This window comes from Cobetia sp. PDI-12MA (assembly GCF_059507695.1).
The window spans coordinates 3,267,857-3,292,449 of sequence record NZ_CM183351.1 but is presented as its reverse complement, the minus strand read 5'-3'; the positions used below and the strand labels follow the sequence as shown (position 1 = coordinate 3,292,449).

Here is a 24,593-nt window from a genome sequence, read left to right as displayed (position 1 = left end):
GCCCGGGTGGCGGGTTTCGTGTCTTCAGAGCGTGCGCAGGCTTCTGATATGAGAGATTGTTGATGCAACACCTTGATCTTGAAGTGATCCATCAGGCGATCGACTGGCTGGCACCCGCAGATGGCGAGCCATCTGCGCGTCCGATCTGGCTGTGCACGGTGCTGGCCACCTTCGGCTCCTCGCCGCGTGAGCCGGGCACCTGGCTGGTGGCGCGCGCTGATGGGCAACATCGTGGTTCCCTGTCCGGCGGCTGTGTCGAGGAGGACTTTCTGGCGCGCCTGGCTGACGGGGAATTCACCGCGCCCGCCCAGGTGATCCGCTATGGCGAGGGCGGCCATCAGGGCGCAGGGATCGCCTTGCCCTGCGGCGGTATCCTGGACGTACTGGTCGAGCGCTTCACCGCCTGTGACGCGGACATCGCGCACCTCGAGGCCCTGCGCGCGGCACTCGAGGGCCAGACGCCGCGTCTGCGACAGGTGATGCTGGAGGGGGATGGCGCGCGTAGGCTTGAGTGCGACAGCGGGCTGGGGGAGCGGGTCGAGCCTCTCAAGGGCCACATGGGTGAGGCCTACGGCTATCAGCTGCGGGTCGGGCCGGTGGCGCGTCTGCTGCTGGCGGGCCTATCGCCGGTAGCGGAAGCCTGCGCAGCTTTCGCCGTCAGCCTCGGCTTCGAGGTGATCATCTGTGAGCCACGCGAGGAAGTGCTGGCCGACTGGGATGCTCGCAAGGCGCCGCTCGAGGGCGTCAGCCTGCGCCGTGAGTTGCCGTCACGCTTCATCGCCGCCGGCGGCTGTCATGCCGCCACCGCCGTGGTCGCGCTGACCCACGACCCGCGTATCGATGATCTGGCGATGATCGAGGCGGTACGCCAGCCCGCGTTCTATATCGGGGTGATGGGTTCGCTGCGTACCTCAACGGCGCGCGCCGAGCGGCTGGCACGCAGCGGTGGTCTCAGTGACGAGGAGATTGCGCGCATCGTGATGCCGATCGGGCTGAATCTGGGCAGCAAGACGCCGGCCGAGATCGCGCTGGCGGTGATGGCCGATATCGTGCGTATCCGCCGTGGCCGCGCTCGCGAGAGCCTGTGAAGCCGCTCAGGAGACAGTCAGGGAGGCCGCCCATGAATGAGTCGATCATCCTGGTCATGGCCGCAGGGCAGAGTCGCCGCTTCGGCAGTGACAAGCGTCAGGCGCGTCTGGGAAATGGCCAGACACTGCTGATGGCGACGCTGTCGCGGGTCATGTGCTGTGAGGTGGACTGGCGTCTGCTGCTGCGTGAAGACGATGATCCCGCCGCATTGCTGGGAGAGGTGTTCGCGCGTGAGCATGCCGGGCGAATCTGGCGTGCGCCGCAGGCGGGCAACGGCCTCGGTGGGAGTCTTGGCGATGCCTTCCGTCAGCTCCGTGGTGAAGCGGCATTGGCGCATGTGCAGGTGGCAGCAGTGTGGCTGGCGGACATGGCGCAGATCACGGCGCGGACCTTTCATGTCCTTCAGGCCGAGGCCCAGGCAGATGGCGTGCATATCGTGCGACCGAGGCTTGAAGGCGAGGACAGCAGGCCCGGGCATCCGGTGCTGTTCGGGCGGACGCTGTGGGCAGAGCTTGCGACACTTGAGGGCGGCGAGGGCGCGCGTGAGGTGATCGCGCGACATCGCGAGGCGCTGCGTGAGGTGGCAGTCGGTGATGCCGGTATCCATCACGACATCGACACGCCAGCGATGCTGAAGCTCAGAGACTGAGACAGAGGGTCTGAGACAGAGGGAATGAGACTCAGAGGCTGAAACTGAAAGAAGTCATGTGCGCTGGATACAGGCCCCTCCAGACAGCAAAAGGCCCCGTCACCATCAAGTGACGGGGCCTTTTGCTGTCTGCCTATCGCGTTACAGCGTGCGCATATCCAGCAGCTTGATGCTCTGGATACGCGGCTCGCCCCAGCTCAGGTCGAGCACCCACTCGGCGTCGAAGTGCGTGTGCAACACGCTGCCATCGCGCATGGCGGCACGGTGCTCTCCGCCCATGCGCAGGGTGGCGCTGTCGAGGCTGTTGCGCTGCGCACGCACCCAACCGAGTGCATGGCCATTGACCAGCAGCTCGCTGCGTCGCTGCTCCCAGTTGGCCAGGTACCCGCTGCCGGTCAGGGTTTCATCCAGCAGCTGGATGGAAGCTTCCTCGCCCAGCAGCTCCGCCAGTTCGATGGCAGGCGCCATGCGGTTGAGCATGGAGAACCAGCGGTGCGCGAAGTTTTCGAGTTCGGCCTCGAGGGCCAGATCATTGAAGGTATCGGCGTACATGGCACCTGCTCCCGAGTGGGTAGATATTGATGGGCATTATGCCGAGAGTCGTGAGCAGTAAACATGCCACGAACGGAATGGCAGTGTTGCCAACGGGGAGTCAATGCTTCAGTGGTTACTGAATCCGCGACGCCCCGTGGCGTTCGCCTGTCCTCGATCTCTCGACAGAGTGGTCGTATCAGTGAATGGCTCAGTGGGTATGCTGGCCTGACTCGCCATCGCTGTCCGACGTCCCAGTGTCCTGATGCGATTCACGTTTCTCGACCAGGCGGCGGATACCGACATAGAACAGCGGTGTCAGCAGCAGGCCGAACACGGTGACGCCGATCATCCCGGAGAACACCGCCACGCCCATCGCCTGACGCATCTCGCTGCCGGCACCGGTGGCAAGTACCAGTGGCACCACGCCGGCGGTGAAGGCCACCGATGTCATCAGGATGGGACGCAGACGCAGGCGACAGGCTGTCAGCACGGCATCCAGGCGGCTCTGACCTTCATGCTGCTGCTCACGAGCGAACTCGACCAGCAGGATAGCGTTCTTGCACGCCAGCGCCACGAGCACGATCAAGCCGATCCGCGTGAAGATGTTGTTGTCGCCCCCCGTCAGCCACACGCCGGCCAGCGCCGACAGCAGCGTCATCGGCACGATCAGGATGATCGCCAGCGGCAGCGACCAGCTCTCGTACTGGGCGGCCAGCACCAGGAATACCAACAGCACCACCAGCGGGAAGATGTAGATCATGGTGTTGCCGGCCAGCACCTGCTGGTAGGTCACCTCCGTCCACTCGTAGCCGATGCCCTGTGGCAGGTTGTCGGCCAGCACTTCCTCGATGGCGGCCTTGGCCTGATCACTGGAGATACCCGGCGCCGGTGAGCCGTTGATGTCGGCACTGACGAAGGTGTTGTAGTGCATCACGCGGTCCGGGCCGGTGGTCGGTGTCACCTTGACGAAGCTGCCCAGCGGAATCATGCGGCCGTTGTCGCTGCGCACCTTGAGGTTGCGGATGTCATCCGGGTCGAGACGCGCCGACTGCTCGGCCTGGGCGCGTACCTGATAGGTACGCCCGAAGCGGTTGAAGTCATTGACGTACAGCGAGCCCATATAGACCTGCAGGGTTTCGAAGGCACGTTCCACCGGCACGCCCATGATCATCGCCTGCTCGCGATCCAGATCGATGTCGTACTGCGGCACCTGGATGCGGAAGCTGGAGTAGACACTGCTCAGGCGCGGATCGGCGTTGCCCTTGGCGGTGATGGTCTGTACGGCGGCGAACAGCTCATCGAAGCCCTTGTTGCCGCGGTCCTGCAGCTGCAACTTGAAGCCACCCGTGGTGCCCAGGCCCAGAATCGGCGGTGGCGGGAAGACGGCGACGAAGGCCTCGTCGATGCCGGCGAACTTGCGATTGAGCTCGGCGGCGATCGCCTGACCGGAAAGCTCGGGCGACTGACGATCCTTGAAGTCATCCAGCGGTGTGAACAGGATGCCGGAGTTGGAGGCATTGACGAAGCCGTTCACGGAAAGCCCCGGGAAGGCCACGGTGTGCGCCACGCCCGGTGTGTCCAGCGCCAGTGCCTGCATCTCGTCGATGACCTCGGAGGTACGGTCGAGACTGGCGGCGTCCGGCAGCTGAACCATCGCGACCAGATACTGCTTGTCCTGCCCCGGGATGAAGCCGCCGGGCACGCTGTCGAACAGCTTGCCGGTGGCGCCGAGCAGGGCCAGATAGATAACGCCGACGATGACACCGAAGCGCAGCAGTTTCTTGATCAGGCCGGTATAGCCGTTGGCCATCGCATTGAAGGCACGGTTGAACGGCGCGAACAGCCAGCGACCGAACAGGCCGTCGATGACGCGGGTCAGCCAGTCCGGCTTGCTGCCATGCGGCTTGAGCAGCAGGGCGGAGAGCGCCGGTGACAGCGTCAGCGAGTTGAAGGCCGAGATGAGCGTCGAGATGGTGATGGTCAGCGCGAACTGCTTGTAGAACTGGCCGCTCAGGCCGCTGATGAAGGCCGTCGGCACGAATACCGCCGTCAGCACCAGCGCGATGGCGATGATCGGGCCGGTCACCTCGCGCATGGCGATCTGGGTGGCCTCGATGGGCGAGTGGCCCAGCTCGATGTTGCGCTCGACATTCTCCACCACCACGATGGCGTCATCGACGACGATACCGATGGCGAGCACCAGTCCGAACAGTGACAGCGTATTGATCGACACGCCCATCATCTGCATGACCGCAAACGTTCCGATCAGCGAGACCGGCACCGCGATCAATGGAATGATCGAGGCACGCCAGGTCTGCAGGAACAGGATCACCACGATCACCACCAGCAGGATGGCCTCGAACAGGGTGTCGATGACCGCCTCGATGGAGCCACGCACGAAGACCGTCGGGTCATAGACGATGTCGTAGCTGACGCCATCCGGGAAGGCGTCGGACATCTCGCTCATGCGCTCACGTACGGAATCCGACAGTGCGATGGCATTCGAACCGGGACGCTGGAAGATCGGCATCGCCACGGCATCCTTGCCATCCAGCTGCGCGCGCAGCGAATAGCTGTCGGCGCCCAGTTCGACACGCGCGACATCCTTCAAGCGTGTCAGACGGCCGTCTTCATCGATACGGATGACGATGTTCTCGAATTCCTCGGTGCTTTCCAGACGGCCACGAACATTGAGAAGACGCTGGAACTGGTTGTCGTCAGGCGAGGGCTGAGCACCGATGGAGCCGGCGGCGACCTGCTGGTTCTGCGCACGCAGCGCACTGATCACGTCACCGGCAGACAGGCCTCGCGCCGCCACGGCGTCCGGGTCGAGCCACACGCGCATCGAGTACTCGCCGGCACCGAACAGCTGCACGTCGCCGACCCCCTCGAGACGGGCAATATTGTCCTTGAGGTTCAGGCGCGCATAGTTGGACAGCCATAGCTGGTCATAGCGGCCGTCCGGGGATGTCAGGTGGACCACCATCGTCAGATTGGGCGAGGCCTTCTCGGTGGTGATGCCGAGTTGCTGCACTTCCTGCGGCAGACGCGGCGTGGCGCGAGCCACGCGGTTCTGCACCTGGACCTGGGCCTTGTCCAGATCGGTGCCCAGCGCGAAGGTCGCGGTCAGGGTCAGATTGCCATCGGAGGTCGCCTGGGAATCCATGTACAGCATGCCTTCGACGCCGGTGATTTCCTGTTCCAGCGGCGTGGCCACGGTGGAGCCGATGACCTCCGGGTTGGCGCCCGGATAGTTGGCGCGCACTACCACGGTGGGTGGCACGACTTCGGGATACTCGGAGATGGGCAGCTTGAACAGCGACAGCAAGCCGCCGATGACGATCAGGATCGACAGCACCGCGGCGAAGACCGGGCGCTTGATGAAGAAACCGGAGATGTTCACGAACGGCCTCCGGCTGCCTGACGGTCAGCCTCGGCGAGAGTCGCGGCCTTCTGGTCGTTGTCCTGGTTCAACTGGCGGGCAGCTTGCTGCCCCTGCAGGCGGGAGACACGCGCCGCCAGTGACTTGAGGGCACCGTCATCCTCGATGTCGACCAGCTTGGGGCTGATCGGCATGCCTGGGCCTGCCTTGGCGGGGCCAGCCGCCAGCACGCGGTCACCGGCGGCCAGGCCATCGGTCACGGCGCGCAGCGTGCCGAAGCGCGGACCGGTGCTGATGCCACGGTAGGCGAGGGTGTTGTCCTCACCGACCACCAGCACGAACTGACGATCCAGATCGGTGCCGATGGCGCGTTCCGGAATCAGTACGGCATCACGGATCTCGGGTGAGGCGATACGCAGGCGCGCGAAGGCACCCGGACGCAGAGCGGGATCATCGGCATTGAAGGTGGTGCCGATGCGCAGGGTGCCGGTATCGATGTCGACACTGTTGTCGATGAAGTCGAGCTCACCCTGGAAGGGGAAGTCTTCCTGTCCGGCCAGCTGCAGTTCCACCGGCAGATGGTCCTCGGCGCTGACATGCGCGAAGTCCTTGTTCCAGGTCAGCTCGCTGATGTCGATATAGGCGTCCAGCTGACGGGTCTCGACCAGAGTGGTCAACACGCTTTCCCCCGCCTGTACCGTGTTGCCACGCGTGATACGCGCATTGGACAGGCGGCCGTCGATCGGGGCACGGATGGTGGCGTAGTCCAGATCCAGGCGTGCACGCTCCAGCTGAGCGATGGCACCCTTGAGCTGAGCGCTCAGACCGGTGGCATTGGTGCTGCGTGAATCGGCTTCCTCGCGGGAGATCAGGTGGCGCTTGACCAGGCTGGCGGCACGACCGGACTCGCTGCGCGCGTTGGCCAGTTCGGCCTTGAAGCGAGCGACATCGGCTTCCAGTCGCTCGACCTCAGCCTTGAAGGGGCGCTGATCAAGGCGTACCAGTGGCGTGCCGGCGCTTACCTGACTGCCTTCCGTGAACAGCACTTCTTCGACTTCGCCGCTCACGCGTGGGCGCAGTTGTACGCGCTGGGGAGATTCCAGGCGCGTGGTATAGGTGTGCCAGGCCGCCACCGGCTGCGAGATGGCAGCGACGACTTCCATCGTGGGGGGCGTCTGTTGCGCGCTGTCGTTCGCTTCACCACTGCCTTCACTGCAGGCGCTGAGCGTCAGCAGGCCGCCGAGGGTCAGCAGCAGGGAAGAGGCGATACGAGAAAGGCGCGCCGGACGTGAGTTCAGTCTCGACATGGGAATCTACCGTTGCAGAAGGAGTTGCACGGCATCCTAGAGAGACTGCGCATTATCGATAAGTCCCATCAGACACACTGCTTTGATGCTGAAATTGCACCAATTGTGTAGATGGCATGCTTTCCACGTGATGCGCTTGAGCGATTGGCCCTGTTCAGGTCGTGACAGGGTTGTCACAAGACAGGTGGCTGAATGTCACTGAACACTGCCTCAACGCAAAAACCCCGCGGTAGATGCCAACGGGGTTTGTTGTCGAACATGTCACTTGTGTCTATTGCCGCTCATCTCATGGCGCAGACATCACGGCATGGCTGGCATGCCGCTTGAGTCGAACTTACTGCTTCTCGCCGAAGTACTTGGTATGGATGGTGTCGTAGGTGCCATCGGCCTTCAGTTCGGCCAGGGCACCGTTGATCTGCTCGGCCAGGTCCTTGTCACGCTTGCGCATGGCGATACCGAAGCCGTCGCCGAAGTACTTCTTGGGCTCGGTGACCACTTCACCCACGGCCTTGTAGTTGCCGTTGCCGCCGTCGATCAGGGTGGACTTGCCTACCGGGAAATCGAGGAAGGCGATATCGAGGCGACCCGCGTCCATGTCCAGCACCAGGTCATCGGCGGTGGTGTAGCGTTTGACCTCGGCATTCTTGCCATAGAGATCAGTGACGTAGTTGTCCTGCAGGGTACCGCGCTGCACGCCGATGGCCTTGCCGGCCAGGGCCTCGGTGGAGGTGGCGCTCAGCTCGCTGTCGGACGGGGCGAACCAGGCGGAGGGCGGAGTGATGTAGGTGTCGGAGAACAGCACCTTCTCGCGGCGTTCCTCATTGATGGTCATCGAGGACATGATGGCGTCGTACTTGCGCGCCATCAGGCCGGGAATGATGCCGTCCCACGCCTGGATGACCCACTCGCAGTCGCGGTTGATCTTCGCACAGATGGCATTGCCCAGTTCGATATCGAAACCGGTCAGCTCACCGTCGGGTGTCTTGTACTCCATCGGCTCGTAGGGCACGTCGACGCCGATGCGCAGCGATTCGGCCGCCTGAGCGCCACCGGCCATCAATGCTGCACCCAGCAGGGAGATTCCCAGAAGCTTCTTCATGTCAGTCCCATCCATCATTGTTGTTGGTCATACTGGCTGATCAGTGGCATCAGACACTCCCTCCTGAACACCAGTCGTCTGAGTCGGGAACATAAGGGGGTGTGTCATGCCAGTGGCTCCACACTAGCCCAGACCGAGGCTGTGGTGAAGAGGGTCAATGGACAAATTCAAACGGTCGTTAAACGAGATGAATTCCTGCCGTTATCTCCTGATATGAAAAAAGCGCCCTCCAAAGGGCGCTTTTGACGTTCAGCTTAATGGTTTCAAGTGTGCCAGCAGGCGTTTCTCCAATTGCCGGAATATGGCAATGATGGTGAAGGTCAGACACAGGTAGATGGCGGCGACGAACAGGAAGGCCTCGAAGGGCGCATAGAAGCGCGCGTAGATGTCGCGTGCGGCGCCGGTGAGGTCCAGCAGCGTCACCACACTGCAGATGGCACTGGCATGCAGCATGAAGATGACTTCATTGCCGTAGGCCGGCAGTGCCCGACGGAAGGCACTGGGCAGAATGATGCGACGCATCATCTTGCCGCGTGACATGCCGTAGGCGCGGGCGGCTTCCATCTCGCCCTTGGGGGTCGACTGGATGGCACCGTGGAAGATCTCGGTGGTGTAGGCTGCGGTATTGAGCACGAAGGCCAGCAGCGCCGGCACGAAGGGATCACGGAAGTAATCCCATAGCCAGGTCTCCTGGATACTGGGCACATGCACGCTGGTCACGCCCAGCGAGATGTCGAAGCCGTCGAAGAACACTACGCCGTAGTAGATCAGATAGAGCTGGATCAGCAGCGGCGTGCCACGGAAGACATAGGTGTAGAGATAGACCGGCATCTTCACCCAGCGACGGCGCGAACCGCGCATGATCGCCAGCGGTACGGCCATTATCAGGCCGATGAGCAGCGCCAGACACACCAGCTGTACGGTGGTGACCAGCCCTTCCCAGTAGTGCCAGAGAGTGGTCGCGGTGAAGATGTAGTTGTCGCTCAGCGCATCCTCAAGCATCCGGCCCAGCTGGGCGATGATGCCTGAGGAGCCTGCCTCATTCAGTTGTTCCATGCGCTAGCCTCCCCGAATCCGGCGTTATAGCGCTTCTTGAGACGTGCCAGTCCCCACTCGGACACGGTGGCGATCAGCAGATAGCCCGCCGCGACCGGCAACAGAAAGGTGAAGGGCTCGTGGGTCGCCTTGGCGGCCTCACTGGCGACACGCACCATGTCGACCAGCCCGATCACCGACACCAGGGCGGTGGTCTTGAGCAGTACCATCCAGTTGTTGCCCAGCCCCGGCAGGGCGTGGCGCATCATCAGCGGGAAGCGAATGCGCTTGAAGACCTTCCAGTCGTTCATGCCATAGGCACGCCCGGCTTCGATCTGACCGGCATCCACCGCCATGAAGGCGCCGCGGAAGGTTTCGCCCATGTAGGCACCGAAGATGAAGCCGATGGTGACGACGCCGGCAGTGAACTCATCGACATTGACGAAGACGTCGATGTCGTAGCTGTCGTACAGCCAGTCGGTGACCATGTTGATGCCGATCTGGCCACCGAAGAACAGCAGCAGCATCAGCACGATGTCCGGAACGCCGCGGATGATGGTGGTGTAGAGCGTCGCGAGCCAGCGCAGAGGTGTGGAGCGCGACATCTTGGCCGTCGCCGTCAATAACCCCAGCGCGATGGCCAGCAGCTGGGCCAGCACGGCCAGTTGCACCGTGACCCAGGCACCTTCCAGCAGGCTGGGCCCGTAGCCTTGTAGGTCAATCATGGGAAATCTCCCGTGAAGCGCCGAATAACCCGTTCAGCGGCTTACTGGTGGTTGTCGGACGCGATGGCGGCGCTGGCGAAGTACTTGTCGTTGAGACGCTTGAGCGTGCCATCGGCCTTGAGCGCTTCCAGGGCACCATCGATGGCCTTCTTGAGCTCGCGGTCGCGCTTCTTCATGGCGATGCCGAAGCCGTCGCCGAAGTATTTCTTCGGCTCGCTGATGGCGCTGCCGGTGTTGACGAAGTTGCCGTCATTGGCGTTGACCAGGGTGTCCTGACCGACCGGCAGGTCCAGGAAGGCGACATCGACGCGGCCGCTGTCCATGTCCAGCACCAGGTCATCGAGCTTGGTGTAGCGGCGCACTTCTGCCTTGCGGCCGTAGAGGTCGGTGACGTAGTGATCCTGCAGGTTGCCGCGCTGGACACCGATCACCTTGCCCTTGAGGGCCTCTGCATCGAGGTTGTTCGCGCCGGCCAGCGGGCTATCCGCCTTGACGAACCAGCCGGACGGCGGCGTGAAGTAGGGCTCGGAGAACAGCACCTGACGCTCACGCTCCGGATTGATGGTCAGCGCCGACATGATGACGTCGTACTTGCGCGCCATCAGGCCCGGGATGATGCCGTCGAAGTCCTGCTCGGTCCATTCGCAGTGAGTGGCGAGCTGGGCGCAGATGGCGTTGCCCAGTTCGATCTCGAAGCCGGTCAGCTCACCGCTGGGCAGCTTGTAGCCGAAGGGCGCGTAGGGCACGTCGATGCCCAGGCGCAGCGGGTCCGGCACATCGGCCGCCTGGGCGGCGCTGGTGGCAATGGCGAAGCTGGAGAGACCGAGGGTGAGACCCAGCAGGGCACGTGTCGCGAACTGTTTCATTGCTTGTCATTCCTGAAGTCTTGGACACCTCGAGGCTTGCCATTGGCGTGGCGCTCGCGGTGCTGAATCATGTGCCGGTCACGGGATCACCGTGCCGGATCTGCCACAGGCCGAGCGGTTGGCTCAGCGATGGGCCAAGAGATATTCAACAGTACTGGTGATCAGGGCTGCTGATCAGGGCGCTTTCTCAGTACTTGGGCGCCAGGAACTGCTTGAGGCGCTCCGACTGGGGATTGCCCAGCACGTCTTCCGGCTTGCCAGCCTCCTCGACCAGTCCCTGGTGCAGGTAGACCACCTGGCTCGAGACATCCCGCGCGAAGCTCATCTCGTGGGTCACCACCACCATGGTGCGGCCTTCCTCGGCCAGGTCACGCATGACCTTGAGCACGTCACCGACCAGTTCCGGGTCGAGGGCCGAGGTCGGCTCGTCGAACAGCATCACCTCCGGCTCCATCGCCAGCGCGCGTGCGATGGCGCCGCGCTGCTGCTGGCCACCGGACATCTGCGCCGGATAGTAGTCGGCGCGCTCGAGAAGGCCGACGCGGTCCAGCAGGCTGCGTGCGTGGGCGATGGCTTCCTTCTTCGGCTTACCGAGCACGTGGATCGGCGCCTCGATGACATTTTCCAGCAGCGTCATGTGCGACCACAGATTGAAGCCCTGGAAGACCATCGACAGGCGCGCGCGCATGCGCTCGACCTGACGCCAGTTCATCGGTTCACGGCCACGGCGGCTTTCCTTGAAGCCGATCTGCTCGCCATGCACGAAGATGTCGCCACCGTCCGGCTGCTCCAGCAGGTTCATGCAGCGCAGAAAGGTGCTCTTGCCGGAACCGGACGCACCGATCAGGGTGATGACATCTCCCTTGTGTGCTTGCAGCGACAAGCCCTTGAGCACCTGATTGGTGCCGAAGGACTTGGTGATGTTGCGGACCTCGAGAGGCAGCGCGTCGCTGCTCGGGCTCTCGGCCACGGAAGATCTCATGGTCATGCAGTTACTCCAATCCGGACGTTGCCAGCCCTGGGGGCAATGACACGCCACGAGTCCGCCGCGGGGCGGTCGGGCTCGGGATACAGGTTCGTTGCCGACATGGCACGGCTGCCTGGCACTGCCTTCGCTGCCACTCGCTGACTTGCGCGACGCAGACGTGGTGAGGCGGCAAGGCGTGGCACGGGAGGAGTGGCGGAGAATGCCGTCAGGGGCATGGCCAGTTCCTCACGATCAGTCCGATTGATCGTCGTTCTCGCTGCCAGTGACCGTCTACAACAGGCCAAGAATGCCTGTGCTTGCATGTCGTGGACGGGAAAGGGGGCCGATTCTACCAGCTCAACGCAGGGTTCACCGCTATCTGGCGTGGAGGAATGTTACGACTTTGGTGGAGCGTGCAAGGACGCACGTGGATGCCGTCCGGCAGTGGGGGAGGAGTCTTCATGATCAAGGTCGCCTGTTGTCGTTGTAGTCAAGGCTTTCATCAGTGCAATCGCGCCGTCGTGCTGCGCCCTGCGGGGAGTGGGCGGGCAGAACGCCGGCGCTTGTTGTTCAGTGTCTGGGGACTCAGTCTGTCGGTGTCGAACTCTCGGCCAGCAGCAGGGCGGCGCGGGCGCCTATCTCCACCTTCGCGTTGGGGAAGACCACCCGCAGTGGCGTATCGCCGATGATGCAGGGGCCAGCAGCGGCGTCTTCGGCCACCACGCTGCCGGGGGCGAAGGCGGTGAAGTTGGCGACATCCTCGCTGAAGCACAGCGTGAAGTCGGCTGACTGACGCATCAATTCCACTTCCACCGTGAAGTAGTCGATGGCCTCCGGGTCCGCTTCGGCGGGCGCCGTGCCGGTCGCCAGTGCCGCGAGCAGGGCTTTCATCGGTGCGAGCGCCGCCATGTCGTTGGCGCCGAACGGGCGTACCTGGCCCAGCTCCAGCGTGAAGGCGTCGGCATCATGGTAGTGGCGCGAATAGTGCGAGAAGGTCCAGCTGTGCTGATGCTGGTGCAGCACGGCCTGGATGCCGGCGGCGCTCAATATCGGCCACTGCGCTGCGCTGATGGCATCGCCATCACTGAAGGGCACCACCGCGAAGCGCGGATAGAGGCTGTCGCGGATGGCGGTGTGCATGTCGTAGTGCAGACGGCGCGTGCCCTCGGTCAGCGGGAAGCGAGCATAGAAGGTGTCCACGGCCGCCATCAGCTGACGCGCGCGCGCCGGCTCATCATCCGACGGGCAGTCGTTGCCTGTGACGCTTGCCTCGGCGCGCTTGAACAGCCGATTGAGATTGGTGGTGATGAAGCGCTCGCCACTGCGGATGGCGGGTAGGTTGCCCAGAATCAGCAGCAGTGGAGCCCCGATGATCAGATGACCGCTCTCCAGGCCTGCGATCAGTTCACCGAGCAGTTCGATGGGGGCGGTCTCGTTGCCGTGGATGCCAGCGGAGATCACGCACGGGCGCGCCTTGGGCCCCATGACGTCGGGGGTGATCTCCAGCACGCCGGGCGCGACGATCTCATAGCGGCCGCCGGGAATACGGCCCATGCCACGTGCGCTGGCGTGGCCTTCGAGTGTCAGGTCTAGCCAGTCGGCAATCACGAGGCAGTCGGCTCCTGGCGAACATTGGTGGATTCGAAGATCTTGTCGGCGCTGGCCGCCACGAAGCCCTGATACAGCTCGCCATTGGCGTCGGGATAGCGGCGCGCGAATTCGTAGTAGCAGGTGGAGATTTCATGCTCCTCGCCACCGGCGAAGGTGAAGGTCTGGCGGTCGGCAAGGGTGGAGGCCTGCTCCAGCAGCACCTCGGGCGAGCCCTTGATGCGTCCTCCGGCCGGATTGATGCCAAGGCCAAGCGCCTCGACACGCGCCAGCACCTTGTCGAGCGTGTCGTGATGGCTGAGCGCGTTGACGCTGATGGTGAAGTGGTTGGCGCGCAGGCCGATGATCGACAGCCAGGCGGCATATTCGCTCTCTTCCATCAGACGCTGATACTGCTCGAAGCTGGGCGCTTTCCACAGGCGGCCCGACCACAGCACGGAGGGCTGGGTGACGGCATCCGGCGAGATCTGGCTGACCAGGCCATCGATGATCGCCTGGGCGCGCTCGGACAGCTCGTGGCATTTCAGCTCGGAGAGGAAGACGCGCGGCATGTCGGAAGATGGCGGTAGATAGCCGAAGGCGCGCAGTTTCTTCTCGCAGAAATCATAGGGTGCGAAGCGGGTATAGCCCAGCGCCAGCAGGTGAGGCTCCAGCGCGCTCAGGGTGATGGGCCCGCGATCGAAGGTGCGAAAGGCGACGTGGTCGTTGACGATGGTCTCGCCGTCAGCGATGAAGGCATCCTGGATCTTTTGGGCCTGGGGCGTCATGGCGACGTAGTCATCCCACAGGGCGCTGAAGAACTGCTGGATATCCATGGCACGGGCTCCCTCTGAACTGAGTAGCCCAGTGCAGCGAGGCGGCACTGGCACTGGGCGACAGCATCAAACGATTGGCATCAGGGTGGCGAACTCGGCGAGGCGCTACCCCGGAAGATTGTCAGCTCACCATTGGCGAGCCGCGCGCGCGTGACAAGATGCGAGGTCGGTTGGATGAAAGCGGCTGTCCGCACCATATAAACGCCACGCGCCGGTTTAGACCTTGGTTCCAGGCCTTGGGCTTTGGCTCTTGGCTACGGGGCTCGGAATCGGGGGCGGCCTGTGACCTCAAGCAACCACGACTCGCGCGAAGGCTTTTGATGTCAGCGTTCGGTGTCAGCTATCGGTGTTGTCAGGAGAAGGGCAGGCATCGCCCTGCTCGACCTTGATCAGCGCGTCGGTGGCGAAGCCCAGCTCGGCGGCCTGATCGACCAGCGCCTGATAGGTGACGTCATCCAGCTGTGGCTCACGCGCCAGTATCCACAGGTAGTCGCGATCGGCACCGGCCACCAGCGACCACTGATAGTCCTCATCCAGCGCCAGCACGTTGTAGCCGCCATAGAAGGGGCCGAAGAAGCTGACCTTGAGGGCCGCCGTCTCGCTGCCCCGGGTGAAGTAGGCGCGACCTTCGGCCTGACTCCATTCCCCTTGCTCGGCGTTGTAGCCGCGATTGATGACGCGCACGCCGCCGTCCTCGCGGGGCGAGTAATCGGCGCTGACACAGCTGAGGCCCTCCTCGAAGCTGTTGGGGAGGCGGGCGATCTCGTGCCATTCACCGTAGTAACGTTCGAGCTCGAAGCCCTCGACGGGCTGGGTGCCGGAGGGAACTCCGGCGCAGCCGCCGAGAAGGCCGAGGCAGCCGAGAGAGAAGGCTAGATGCGGCAAGCGTGTCATTGGCAGGCTCCATGCGCCAGTACGCCCCATTGATGAGTCGTGGGGTGTCCTTGCGTGATGCGGGTCATGAGAAGAAGGATGAAACGTCATCCTTGTCTCATTGGGGCGTCTGCCGCTGTCTCAAGAGGGAGGGTGGCGCGGTGAGATGCTTGAGGCGTCGAGCCTCACAGTACCAGACGCAGCGGATTGCCGGTGACGACGACGCCACGTCCGCGTTGCTTGGCCTCGTACATGGCGCTGTCGGCGCGTGCGATGACCGTTTCCGGCGTGGCGCCCGAGAAGGGGAACAGGCTGATGCCGATGCTGGCGCTGACGGCGATGATCAGCGGCTCGCCATCCACTTCCAGCGTGATGGGACGGCTGATGGCGTCGATCAGACGTTCCGCCAGCTGCTCCGGGCCCTTGCGGCCGTTGCCCTCACGGCTGATCAGCACCAGAAATTCATCGCCGCCCAGGCGACCGACGATATCGTTGCCGCGCAGGGTGTTGCCCAGGCGCTCGCCGGTGATGCGCAGCACCTCATCGCCGATGGCATGGCCGTGGCGGTCATTGACGGGCTTGAAGCCATCGAGGTCGATGAACAGTGCGGCCTGCACCGTGCCGGGGGTCTGAATGTCGAGTATCTGGTCGAGGCGTGTCAGCAGGGCGCGCCGGTTGAGCAGCCCGGTGAGCGAGTCGCACATCGCGTGGTCGCGCAGATCGTCCCGCTCGCCGGTGATATGGCATTCATGCAGGAAGAGTTGCCGGCTCTGGCGCTCGCGCGAGTAGGCGCTAAGGCCTGCCAGCATATTGACGGCCATCATGAAGAAGACTTCGTTGACCTCCACTAGTGTATCGGAGCCAAGATGCATCAGCGCGCAGCTGACGGTGCAGCCCATCCATATCAGCAGTCCGCAGGCCATGGCATAGATGAACTGCAGTCCCAGCAGGGTGTAGGTCCAGAAGACCACCAGCAACAGGGCGACGAAGTAGACCGGGAAGTCACCATGCTCGTCCTCATGCTGTCCGGCGGCGTGGCTCTCCACCAGGTGCTCTCCGGCGTGACCGTCCCCCACATGGAACATCGCCAGCGTCCCCAGCGCTGCCACCAGCGAGGCCAGGCACAGGATGCCGTTGACGTGGTGTCGGAAACGCGGGAGGCGTGACAGCAGGAACAGGCCCAACACGCCGATCAGAACGCTGGTGCGCAGCAGCAGGTAGGGCTCGTAGTGCTCCAGCAGACTGAGCTCGATCAGCCCATAGGACGCGAACAGCAGACAGCTCAGCGGGATGGTGATCCGGCTGAGCTTGTGTGAGGTCTCGATCTGTCGACGCCGATAACGTCGTTCCAGGGTGTCATCCGCAAAGCAGAGTGTCATGGGATTCATGGGGCGATACCTGAGTTGCCAGACTCTCAGGATGCCACTGCCTTGCGTGGTATGCCCTGGAGGAACCGCCGCAACCTTTGCGTGCGGTTCAACGCTATTTCAAGTACTCCGCGGCATGAGAGCTTTCGTGCTCACGACTGAGTGAGGTTGGCACCGGCCAGCTGGCGCGCCGTGACGCGCAGCGCGGATTCCACCATGTCGTAATCCACATAGCAGCCCTGCAGGTGGCGGCGGCCGGTCGTCGGGTCGAAGGACTTGCGTCCGTGCATCACGCGGCGGTTGTCGAAGGCCACCATCTGGCCGGCTTCCAGCTTGAGATGCAGGCGGAAGGCCGGTTCCCGCAGGATGCTCCAGTACTGGCGATAGGCGCTGTACCAGGCCTGCATCTGTTCCAGCGGCAGGCGCAGGCTGTCGCGGATCCAGTTGTTGAAGCGCACCTCGATGACCTTGTCGTTGGCATCCAGATGGATCACCGGCTCGCGCACCACCAGGTCGGTGGTCTCGTCGGCAAAGCGGAAGTCCACCGGAGTCTCGGCCAGCAGCCTGAAGGCCTGCGGGTCCCGCTCGCGCAGGGCTTCGGCGACCGCCATGCCGTCTCCGAAGATGGAGTCTCCGCCTTCGGCCTCATTGGCCAGGCAGTAGAGCATCTGGATGTCTGGCGGCTGACGCCAGTTGGGCAGGTCGGTGTGCAGTTCCAGTGCGATCGGCGTGTAGGCGGCGTTGTTGGGCGCCTGCTTGGAGAAGACCTCGAAACGGCCACCGAAGTTGGTCGCGCGGATCGGGCCGATGGTCGCGGCCACCTGGTCGATCTCGCCGCCTGCCGTCGGGCCGGCATCCAGAATCGCGAAGCCGTCGCGGCACAGCGCTTCCAGCCAGCCCAGGCGCGCCTGTCCACCGGCCATGTAGTCGGCAAAGGCGGTGACGTGAGGCTCATGGCCCTGCTGCCAGGCCTGGCTTGCAGGGACCGGCGTGGCCGGCGGCGCATCACTCGGACGACGTTGCAGCAACCAGCCGGCATCGAAGCGGCTGGTGTGGCCGTCCTGCCAGACGACGACGAGATTGCCCTGCTCGACACGCATCTGGTGCACCGTCAGGGCCGCGTCGTCCATCAGCATGAAGGTGCGCTCGAAGGTCTGTGGATGACGGCAGAGATCGCAGGCGCAGTGGTCGCGCAGCCAGATCAGCGGCAGTCGGGTCTGCTCACCGCTGGCCCATGCCAGTGACGCCAGGGTCTCGTCGTGGTCTGCCTTCACCAGCGGCGCGCCCTCGTGATGGGGCAGGTATTCCTTCATGTCCCACTGATGGCGTGCCTGTGACGCTTCAGTGCCTTGGGTGTCAGGGGCAGATGCGATGAGAGTCTCCATGGGCGCCGTCCTATGTCGTGTGTGCAGTAGCAGGTGAGCCGACGCGTGTCGCGTGGCTGGGTCGTATGGCTGAGCCGTGACCCGAGAATGAGGCCATTGTCCCCCTCGTCATCACGGCTGGCCAACGCGAAATATGACGGCCATGACTTAGCTGAGCTAATGTGTGCCGATTGACCTTCATGCTCTGATGCGAGATAGCCATGCACGAACCTTCCCCCACGACGCCGGATGCCTTGCCGCGCCCCCTGCCGCCGCTGGCCTGGTTGCAGGCCTTCGAAGCCGCTGCGCGCCTGATGAGCTTCACGCGTGCCGCCGAGGAGCTCAGTGTCACCCAGTCGGCCATTAGCCAGCGGATTCGCCAGCTGGAGGACCGCCTTGGCCAGCCATTGTTCGTGCGTCACGCCCGCAGCCTCAATCTGACGCCGGCCGGTCAGGCCTGGTTGCCAGCGCTGCAGGATGGCTTCCAGCGCCTTCAGGAAGGCACGCTGGAAGTCTTCGGCCCCTCGCGCGCCGCGCCGGTCAGCCTGCGGGCGACCCCGATGAGCCAGCAGGCCTGGCTGTTGCCGCGGCTGGCGAACTTCCATCGTGATCAGCCCGAGATCGCGCTGCGTCTGGTCAGTGCCTTCTGGCAGAGCGACTTCGATGGCGAGCAGGTGGATATCGAGCTGCGCTACGGCCAGGGCGACTGGCCGCAGGTAGAGGCGATCCAGGTGGGGGCAGGGCAGGAGAGAATGGCCGTCGTGGCGAGTCCGGCGCTGAGCGCGCAGCTGACCACGGCGGCGGACCTGGCCGGCATGACGCTGCTGCATGCCGCAGGCTTTGCGGTGGGCTGGCGGCGCTGGCTGGTGGCGGCAGATCAACTGGGGCTGGAGAAGACGACCTCCACCATCAGCTGTGATACCCAGGTGATGACGCTGGAAATGGCGCGGCTCGGCATGGGGGTGGCGCTGGTGCATGAAGGCCATTTCCGGCAATGGCTGGCGTCCGGCAATGGCGGGCTGGAGCAGGTCTTCGCGCTGACGATTCCCGCCGAGCAGAACTTCTGGCTGGTGCGCTCCAATCAGCGCCCGATGCGGCCCACCGCACAGCGTGTCTGGGATTATCTGTTGGCGGAGCCACAGTGAGCGATGCAGAGGTGGCTTTTGCGACCTCTGCTGAGCGAGTCGGCGTGTCTACTGATGCGCCTTCGAACGATATACCGTTAGCTTGAGGCGATGCCCGGCGCGGTAAGCGACCGCTATCTCTTCTCTATCGCGATTTCCTCGCCTTGCTGGCGGCTTGTCTGCCAAGCGTGTGGTCAGATCTGCCAGGCGTGTGGTCAGGTCTGTCAGGCGTGGTCAGTCGGAAGGCGGCGGGCAGCGCGCCAATGGCGACTGCTGGAAGAAGCGTTCCAGCAGGGCATACAGCGCCGGATAGGCCGCATTGAGCTCATCCGGCGCGCTGAAGAAATACTCGCAGCAGACGGCGAAGCATTCGGCGGGGTGGCTGGCGGCGTAGTCATCGATGGGCGTCGGCTCACCACGTGACAGGCGCGCGTTCAGGTCATCCCACACGGCAGTGAAGGTGGCGTGCCACTCCGCCGCGCTGATATGGCGCGGCAGGGGCGGAAAGCCATCGGCATCGGTGGCGTTGGCCATGTCGAGCTTGTGGGCGAATTCATGGATCACCACGTTGAAGCCGCTCCAGTCACCGCTGGCGGCCAGGTCCTGTTGGGTGACCACCACCGGCCCCTGATACCAGGTTTCGCCGGCGCGGGTGTCCTCGAAGACATGCACCACACCGGCGTCATCCATCTCTTCCACCTCACGGCGGATGGCCTGCAGCGGCAGCATGATCTCGTGCACGCGAGCGCCGGCGTCCTGCCAGCGCTCGGCATGCGCCCAGCCGTTGAGCAGCAGCATCGCCTGGGCAGCCAGCGCCAGCGCCTCGACCTGTGCGAGCGGCTCGGCGCTGGTCAGCTTCCAGTCGCTCAGCTGATGGCGGGCGCGCCGCTCAAGACGCGCCAGTGCCTCGGCGTCGAGTCCCTCGAGGATCGGCAGGCGCTCGCAAACTGCCTGCCACGCGTCATCCTGCGCTGTCTCGCCGGCGGGGGATGAGGTCGAGACAGCGCCGGCGTCGGGGGCTGAGCCTTCACGGCCGTGGCGAGCGGAGCGCTGCCACAGCCATTGCCACCAGTGCGTCATCGCCTCAGTCCTGACGGCTGCCGGACTTCCACGACCAGTCACGCAGACGCAGCTCGAAGAGGTCCTTGCGGCGATCCTTCAGGTTGGTCACCGAGCCTTCGCTGCGCACCACCTTGAGACGCTCCAGGTCGAGATCCGAGAACATGATCATCTCGGTGTTCGGCGTGGTCTCGGCCATCACCGCGTCATGCGGGAAGGAGAAGTCCGACGGCGAGAACACCGCTGACTGGGCGTACTGGATGTCGAGGCTCTCGATGGACGGCAGGTTGCCGACGCTGCCGCAGACCACCACGTAGCATTCGTTCTCGATGGCACGCGCCTGGGCGCAGTTGCGCACGCGCAGGTAGCTGTTCTTGGTGTCGGTCCAGAACGGCACCATCAGGATGTCCATGTCCTGATCGGCCAGCAGGCGCGACAGTTCCGGGAACTCAACGTCGTAGCAGATCAGCATGCCGATGCGTCCGGCGTCGGTCTCGAACACGGCCAGCTCGTCACCACCCTTGATGATCCAGTCGCGGCGCTCCTGAGGCGTGATGTGCAGCTTGGCCTGACGGTCGATCTCGCCATCGCGGTGACATAGATAGGTGACGTTGTAGAGCTCGTTGTCGTCACCGATCTCGACCATGGAGCCGGCCACGATGTTGATGTTGTAGGCCACCGCCATGCGCGAGATTTCCTGCTTGAAGCGCTCGGTGAAGCCAGCGAGGTAGCGGATGCAGCGTACCGGATCGCTCTGGTCTTCCAAAAGGCCGATCAACGGCGTGTTGAACAGCTCCGGGAAGACGGCGAAGTCACTCTGGTAATCCGACAGGGCGTCGACGTAGTACTCGACCTGTTGCAGCACGGATTCGACACTGTCGAACTTGCGCATCTGCCACTGCACGGCGCCGACGCGAATCATCGTCTTGCGGCTTTCCAGCACGCGCTCGGCGGGCTCGAACAGGATGTTGCTCCACTCCAGCAGCGTGGCGTAGCCCTGGGAATCCTCGTCTTCCGGCAGGTACTGGCGCAACAGGCGCTTGACCAGGAAGCCGTTGGCCAGCTGGAACGACAGGATGGGGTCGTGGATCTCGCGACGCTCCACCTTGTCGATGTACTCGGAGGGCGAGAGCTCGGCGGCATATTCGTGGTACTGGGGGATGCGTCCACCGGCCAGAATCGAGCGCAGATTCATCGAGCGGCACAGGTCCTTGCGCGCCTCGTACAGGCGGCGACCGAGGCGATAGCCGCGGTAGTCGACGTCGATCAGCACATCCAGACCGTAAAGCGCATCGCCATCCTCCTTGTTGAGGATGATCTCGCGCTGGCCGATCAGGTCGTCGTACTTGTGCGGGTTGGAGAAGGCGTCGTAATCCACCAGCGCCGTCAGGGCGACACCGACCAGCCTGTCACCATCCTCGATCACGATCTGGCCATCGGGGAATTCGGCGATCAGACGGTTGATGGTGTGCTCAGGCCAGGCGCCACCGATGTCGTCGTAGATGCCGTCCATCAGGCGCTTGAGCTGGGGGTAGTCCGATTCCTGCAGGTTGCGCAGGTTCAGGTGCAGGTCTTCGACGGACATCGAGACTCCTTGGAAATAATGAAAGAGGGGATCAGGGCAGGAAGTGGCTGGCGCGAAAGTGATAGGCCCCATTATTCGCGCTGTCGAGGCCGGGTGTCATCAATATCCTTTGGTCAATGTCCGGCCCTGGTCACGCAACCCTCATCAATGGGTCCAACCTCGCGTCACTGCAAGGGCCGGCGAGCCCTGGCGCCCTGAATGGCGCTCGGTGCGATATTGAACGAATGCTCATTTTGCTTGCATTTGCGCGGCACAACGTCCAAAACATTGCCAGGGGCAGGACGCGCGCAGCGAAGTCACGCCGTTCACATCAAGCTTGAAAGACACCAGGCCCCAATGACCTCAGGCCTTAGTGACACCAGACCTCAATGACAACCAAGGAGTCCCGCATGACCCCAGTCCTCTATGAATTGCGTGGCCGTGATGACCGCCTGCGTTTCTCGCCGTTCTGCTGGCGCGCACGTCTGGCCCTGGCGCACAAGGGCATCGAGGCAGAACTCGTGCCGATGCTGTTCACCGACAAGAGCCCGATCGACTTCTGCGATTCCACCACGGTGCCGGTGCTCAAGGATGCGCACGGCGTGGCGATGGACAGCTATGACATCTTCAAGCATCTGGACGCGCATTATCCGAACGCCGGCAATGGCCCGCTGATCGGTGATGCCCAGGCGCAGGCGCGTCTGAATTTCGTCAAGGTCTATGCCGAGCAGGTCATGGCCGTCGGCTTCTTCCGCCTGGTGGCGCTGGATCTGGTGCAGGCCATTCACCCGGATGACCGCGAGTACTTCCAGAGCGCCCGTGAAGCCCGCTTCGGCATGTCCTTCGAGGAGTTCCATAACGTCGAGATCGCGCGCGGCATTCTCGACAGCGCCTTCAAGCCGCTGCGTGGCCTGCTCGCCAATCAGCCTTTCATGGATGGTGATGCCCCGGCGGCGGCAGATTACCTGATCTTCGGTTTCTTCATCTGGGCCCATATCGTCTCTGACACCTCGCCCTTCGGCGAGACGGAAGACCCCAGTGATCCGCTGGTGCAGTGGCGCGAGCGCATGATGGATCTCTACGACGGCATGGCGCGCAAGGCGCCACGTGCCAGCGAGATTGCGCAGTAATCTGGCATCGGAGATGACCTTTCTCATGGCCCGAACGCTGAAGGGCGTTCGGGCCATGTCGTGCTGTTCCAGACAAGGAGCCCATGATGATCGATCTGTATTACTGGACCACGCCCAACGGCCACAAGATCACGATCTTTCTGGAGGAAGCCGGACTCGAGTACCGTCTCATTCCGGTGAACATCAGCAAGGGCGAGCAGTTCGCGCCGGAGTTTCTGGCCATCTCGCCCAACAATCGCATGCCGGCGATCGTCGACCATGCGCCTGCTGATGGCGGTGAGCCGATCTCGGTGTTCGAGTCCGGCGCGATTCTGGAGTACCTGGCCGACAAATGCGGCAAGTTCCTGCCGCGCGAGACGCGCGCGCGTAATGATGTGCTGCAGTGGTTGCACTGGCAGATGGGCGGCCTGGGGCCGATGCTCGGTCAGGTGCACCACTTCAAGCACTACGCGCCAGAACCGGTGGAATACGCCATCGAGCGCTATCACAAGGAAGGCGAGCGCCTCTACGGCGTGCTGGAGCGCCAGCTTGCGGGGCGTGACTTCGTGGCGGGGGACGAGTTGAGCATCGCCGACATGGCCATCTGGCCGTGGCTGAAGGCCGAGAAGCAGGAGATCGATCTGACGCGCTTCCCGGCGGTCGCCGCCTATCGTGCCCGCATTGCCGAGCGTGATGGCGTCAAGCGGGCAATGGCGCGTATCGATGACATCAATCCGGCCGCCAATGTGTCGATGGATGAGGAAGCGCGCCGTCATCTGTTCGGGCAGCAATCCTGACGAACGGTCAGTGCTGCTGTGAAGTCGTGAAGCAACCGCTGATCTGTCGGCCTGCAGCGCTGTCAGGCCGACCGGTCAGCGGGTCCAGTCCGTCGGCACACGACGGCGGATATGGTCGAGCAGGGCGCCGAGCTTGCGCGGCGGATGGCCGAAGGGATAGTGCAGGCTGACCGGAATCGACGGCCCCTTCCACTCGGGCAGGCAGGCCTCGAACTGTCCCGGGTGCGCCGTCGCCCGGGTGCGCACGTGGTAGTCCGGCAGCAGGCCGATACCGGCACCGTGCGCGATGTGGTCGGCGTGCACCACCACGTTGTCGACCGTGAAGCGTGACGGCGGCAGGCTCAGGCGATACTCGCCTTCCTCGGGGTGGTTGAGCACCAGATTGGGGTGATGGCGGTCGATCAGGTTGACCCAGTCATGGGAGGTCAGCTCGCCGGGATGCTGCGGATGGCCATGCTGGCGCAGATAGCTGGGGTGGGCATAGAGATGTTGCTGCTGCTGACCCAGGATCTCCTCGCGCAGCCCGGTGTCCTTGGCCGGCCCTTCCCACAGCCACAGCATCACCTGGTCGTCATCACGCGACGGCGGCAGGTGGTTGGCGGTCAGGGTCAGGCGGATGCCCGGATACTCTTCGATGAAGTCGGTCAGCACATGATTGAACCAGCCACGCAGGAAGTGCGGATGCGCGCTGACGGTGATATCACCGCTGATCTCCTCGCGCAGTTCATCCAGCGCGATCTGCGAGCGCTCGCCCAGCGACAGCATCTGCTGGCAGTACTGATAGAACAGCGTGCCGGCCTCGGTGGGAATCAGGCGGTTGGCCTGACGATGCAGCAGTGGCTGGCCGAGTTGATGTTCGAGATGACTGATCCGGCGGCTGAGCGTGGACTTGGAGATACCGAGATGCTCGGCTCCTGCGCCCAGATTGCCGTAGCGCATGATGGCATCGAAGGCACTGAGGCCCTGAAATTCGTCAAGTACTGGAGGCATGACTTGGTGGCACCCGCCGCTGTTGTCTGCCGTTGAAGCGGCAAATGGCGTGAAAGAAAGCATGAAAGCAGGAATCGCGTCGTTGCTGGGGTGTGGGGCCAGCGTCTCCCTGCCATTTTGGCCAGCATTGTAGCCGATCTGGCCGAGAGAATGGCATACATGTGAGTGATTCGCGTTTGCCTGTAGCCGGATGCTGCGAAATACCCGCCATCTGGCGGCTGTCGCTGGCGTTCGACAAACAGGGTTGACGGTTTCCGCGCCCTGCGCGGC

At 63.5% G+C, this 24,593-nt stretch carries 21 protein-coding genes; 5 read left to right on the top strand and 16 right to left on the bottom strand.

The window, feature by feature from the left end:
• Positions 1–62: 62 nt before the first annotated feature.
• Positions 63–1,088: an XdhC family protein gene (locus AC5WNI_RS14035; protein WP_175089223.1), complete on the top strand. Its 1,026-nt coding sequence runs from the start codon at positions 63–65 to the stop codon at positions 1,086–1,088.
• Between the two features lie 32 nt (positions 1,089–1,120).
• Complete coding sequence (locus tag AC5WNI_RS14030; RefSeq protein WP_175089224.1) at positions 1,121–1,738, top strand: nucleotidyltransferase family protein; 618 nt, start codon at positions 1,121–1,123, stop codon at positions 1,736–1,738.
• Between the two features lie 141 nt (positions 1,739–1,879).
• Here AC5WNI_RS14030 and AC5WNI_RS14025 read toward each other — a convergent pair whose 3' ends face one another.
• The 13 genes from AC5WNI_RS14025 to AC5WNI_RS13965 form a co-directional block, all read right to left on the bottom strand.
• Positions 1,880–2,290, bottom strand: coding sequence for a hypothetical protein (locus AC5WNI_RS14025; protein WP_175089225.1), 411 nt, complete (start codon positions 2,288–2,290; stop codon positions 1,880–1,882).
• Between the two features lie 190 nt (positions 2,291–2,480).
• Positions 2,481–5,675 carry an efflux RND transporter permease subunit gene (locus AC5WNI_RS14020; protein ID WP_175089226.1) on the bottom strand — a complete coding sequence of 1,065 codons (3,195 nt, stop codon included), beginning with the start codon at positions 5,673–5,675 and terminating at the stop codon, positions 2,481–2,483.
• A complete protein-coding gene (locus tag AC5WNI_RS14015) occupies positions 5,672–6,961 on the bottom strand; it encodes an efflux RND transporter periplasmic adaptor subunit (protein WP_175089227.1) in 1,290 nt (429 codons plus the stop codon). Before AC5WNI_RS14015 ends, AC5WNI_RS14020 begins: the two co-directional genes overlap by 4 nt.
• 334 nt (positions 6,962–7,295) lie before the next feature.
• On the bottom strand, positions 7,296–8,060 hold the full coding sequence (locus AC5WNI_RS14010; RefSeq protein ID WP_175089228.1) for a transporter substrate-binding domain-containing protein: 765 nt from the start codon (positions 8,058–8,060) through the stop codon (positions 7,296–7,298).
• 249 nt (positions 8,061–8,309) lie between these two features.
• On the bottom strand, positions 8,310–9,062 hold the full coding sequence (locus AC5WNI_RS14005) for an ABC transporter permease (protein WP_175089313.1): 753 nt from the start codon (positions 9,060–9,062) through the stop codon (positions 8,310–8,312).
• 41 nt (positions 9,063–9,103) lie between these two features.
• A complete protein-coding gene (locus AC5WNI_RS14000; RefSeq protein ID WP_043334396.1) occupies positions 9,104–9,820 on the bottom strand; it encodes an ABC transporter permease in 717 nt (238 codons plus the stop codon).
• Positions 9,821–9,861: 41 nt separating this feature from the next.
• The gene (locus tag AC5WNI_RS13995; RefSeq protein WP_175089229.1) at positions 9,862–10,686 is read right to left on the bottom strand and encodes a transporter substrate-binding domain-containing protein; all 825 of its coding nucleotides are present in this window, start codon (positions 10,684–10,686) and stop codon (positions 9,862–9,864) included.
• A 187-nt stretch (positions 10,687–10,873) separates the two neighbouring features.
• Entirely contained in the window at positions 10,874–11,668 is a 795-nt protein-coding gene (locus AC5WNI_RS13990) for an ABC transporter ATP-binding protein (protein WP_175089314.1), read from the bottom strand.
• Positions 11,669–12,238: 570 nt separating this feature from the next.
• Positions 12,239–13,261: a succinylglutamate desuccinylase gene (locus tag AC5WNI_RS13985; protein ID WP_175089230.1), complete on the bottom strand. Its 1,023-nt coding sequence runs from the start codon at positions 13,259–13,261 to the stop codon at positions 12,239–12,241.
• Positions 13,258–14,076: a DUF1338 domain-containing protein gene (locus AC5WNI_RS13980; protein WP_175089231.1), complete on the bottom strand. Its 819-nt coding sequence runs from the start codon at positions 14,074–14,076 to the stop codon at positions 13,258–13,260. The genes AC5WNI_RS13985 and AC5WNI_RS13980 overlap by 4 nt, the downstream gene beginning before the upstream one ends.
• Before the next feature lie 336 nt (positions 14,077–14,412).
• Positions 14,413–14,970, bottom strand: coding sequence for a lipocalin family protein (locus AC5WNI_RS13975; RefSeq protein WP_175089232.1), 558 nt, complete (start codon positions 14,968–14,970; stop codon positions 14,413–14,415).
• Between the two features lie 164 nt (positions 14,971–15,134).
• Positions 15,135–16,337 carry a GGDEF domain-containing protein gene (locus AC5WNI_RS13970; RefSeq protein WP_175089233.1) on the bottom strand — a complete coding sequence of 401 codons (1,203 nt, stop codon included), beginning with the start codon at positions 16,335–16,337 and terminating at the stop codon, positions 15,135–15,137.
• Between the two features lie 131 nt (positions 16,338–16,468).
• Positions 16,469–17,701, bottom strand: a complete 1,233-nt coding sequence (locus tag AC5WNI_RS13965) for a TauD/TfdA family dioxygenase (RefSeq protein ID WP_242007692.1) — start codon at positions 17,699–17,701, stop codon at positions 16,469–16,471.
• A 200-nt stretch (positions 17,702–17,901) separates the two neighbouring features.
• On the opposite strand from AC5WNI_RS13965, the gene AC5WNI_RS13960 reads away from it, so the two are divergent.
• The gene (locus tag AC5WNI_RS13960; protein WP_153636487.1) at positions 17,902–18,825 is read left to right on the top strand and encodes a LysR family transcriptional regulator; all 924 of its coding nucleotides are present in this window, start codon (positions 17,902–17,904) and stop codon (positions 18,823–18,825) included.
• A 213-nt stretch (positions 18,826–19,038) separates the two neighbouring features.
• Here the strand turns inward: AC5WNI_RS13960 and AC5WNI_RS13955 are convergent, their stop codons facing one another.
• Both AC5WNI_RS13955 and AC5WNI_RS13950 read right to left on the bottom strand, forming a co-directional pair.
• Complete coding sequence (locus AC5WNI_RS13955; protein ID WP_175089234.1) at positions 19,039–19,884, bottom strand: M90 family metallopeptidase; 846 nt, start codon at positions 19,882–19,884, stop codon at positions 19,039–19,041.
• Positions 19,885–19,888: 4 nt separating this feature from the next.
• Positions 19,889–21,448, bottom strand: a complete 1,560-nt coding sequence (locus AC5WNI_RS13950; protein WP_054555679.1) for a carbon-nitrogen hydrolase family protein — start codon at positions 21,446–21,448, stop codon at positions 19,889–19,891.
• A gap of 389 nt (positions 21,449–21,837) precedes the next feature.
• Between AC5WNI_RS13950 and AC5WNI_RS13945 the strand changes: the two genes are divergently transcribed.
• Positions 21,838–22,557: a glutathione S-transferase N-terminal domain-containing protein gene (locus AC5WNI_RS13945; RefSeq protein WP_166020010.1), complete on the top strand. Its 720-nt coding sequence runs from the start codon at positions 21,838–21,840 to the stop codon at positions 22,555–22,557.
• Positions 22,558–22,643: 86 nt separating this feature from the next.
• Positions 22,644–23,333, top strand: coding sequence for a glutathione S-transferase C-terminal domain-containing protein (locus AC5WNI_RS13940; RefSeq protein WP_175089235.1), 690 nt, complete (start codon positions 22,644–22,646; stop codon positions 23,331–23,333).
• Positions 23,334–23,408: 75 nt separating this feature from the next.
• On the opposite strand, the gene AC5WNI_RS13935 is transcribed toward AC5WNI_RS13940, so the two are convergent.
• Entirely contained in the window at positions 23,409–24,323 is a 915-nt protein-coding gene (locus AC5WNI_RS13935; protein WP_175089236.1) for a LysR family transcriptional regulator, read from the bottom strand.
• Positions 24,324–24,593: the final 270 nt, after the last annotated feature.

Excerpts from the sequence above, each read along its gene's own strand:
- AC5WNI_RS14000 (WP_043334396.1), bottom strand. The coding sequence starts at position 9,820 with ATGATTGACCTACAAGGCTACGGGCCCAGCCTGCTGGAAGGTGCCTGG.
- AC5WNI_RS13990 (WP_175089314.1), bottom strand. The coding sequence starts at position 11,668 with ATGAGATCTTCCGTGGCCGAGAGCCCGAGCAGCGACGCGCTGCCTCTC.
- AC5WNI_RS13980 (WP_175089231.1), bottom strand. The coding sequence starts at position 14,076 with ATGGATATCCAGCAGTTCTTCAGCGCCCTGTGGGATGACTACGTCGCC.
- AC5WNI_RS13995 (WP_175089229.1), bottom strand. The coding sequence starts at position 10,686 with ATGAAACAGTTCGCGACACGTGCCCTGCTGGGTCTCACCCTCGGTCTC.
- AC5WNI_RS13945 (WP_166020010.1), top strand. The coding sequence starts at position 21,838 with ATGACCCCAGTCCTCTATGAATTGCGTGGCCGTGATGACCGCCTGCGT.
- AC5WNI_RS14030 (WP_175089224.1), top strand. The coding sequence starts at position 1,121 with ATGAATGAGTCGATCATCCTGGTCATGGCCGCAGGGCAGAGTCGCCGC.
- AC5WNI_RS14035 (WP_175089223.1), top strand. The coding sequence starts at position 63 with ATGCAACACCTTGATCTTGAAGTGATCCATCAGGCGATCGACTGGCTG.
- AC5WNI_RS13955 (WP_175089234.1), bottom strand. The coding sequence starts at position 19,884 with ATGACGCACTGGTGGCAATGGCTGTGGCAGCGCTCCGCTCGCCACGGC.
- AC5WNI_RS14015 (WP_175089227.1), bottom strand. The coding sequence starts at position 6,961 with ATGTCGAGACTGAACTCACGTCCGGCGCGCCTTTCTCGTATCGCCTCT.
- AC5WNI_RS13975 (WP_175089232.1), bottom strand. The coding sequence starts at position 14,970 with ATGACACGCTTGCCGCATCTAGCCTTCTCTCTCGGCTGCCTCGGCCTT.
- AC5WNI_RS13940 (WP_175089235.1), top strand. The coding sequence starts at position 22,644 with ATGATCGATCTGTATTACTGGACCACGCCCAACGGCCACAAGATCACG.
- AC5WNI_RS14010 (WP_175089228.1), bottom strand. The coding sequence starts at position 8,060 with ATGAAGAAGCTTCTGGGAATCTCCCTGCTGGGTGCAGCATTGATGGCC.
- AC5WNI_RS13960 (WP_153636487.1), top strand. The coding sequence starts at position 17,902 with ATGCACGAACCTTCCCCCACGACGCCGGATGCCTTGCCGCGCCCCCTG.
- AC5WNI_RS13950 (WP_054555679.1), bottom strand. The coding sequence starts at position 21,448 with ATGTCCGTCGAAGACCTGCACCTGAACCTGCGCAACCTGCAGGAATCG.
- AC5WNI_RS14005 (WP_175089313.1), bottom strand. The coding sequence starts at position 9,062 with ATGCTTGAGGATGCGCTGAGCGACAACTACATCTTCACCGCGACCACT.
- AC5WNI_RS14025 (WP_175089225.1), bottom strand. The coding sequence starts at position 2,290 with ATGTACGCCGATACCTTCAATGATCTGGCCCTCGAGGCCGAACTCGAA.
- AC5WNI_RS13970 (WP_175089233.1), bottom strand. The coding sequence starts at position 16,337 with ATGAATCCCATGACACTCTGCTTTGCGGATGACACCCTGGAACGACGT.
- AC5WNI_RS13965 (WP_242007692.1), bottom strand. The coding sequence starts at position 17,701 with ATGGAGACTCTCATCGCATCTGCCCCTGACACCCAAGGCACTGAAGCG.
- AC5WNI_RS13935 (WP_175089236.1), bottom strand. The coding sequence starts at position 24,323 with ATGCCTCCAGTACTTGACGAATTTCAGGGCCTCAGTGCCTTCGATGCC.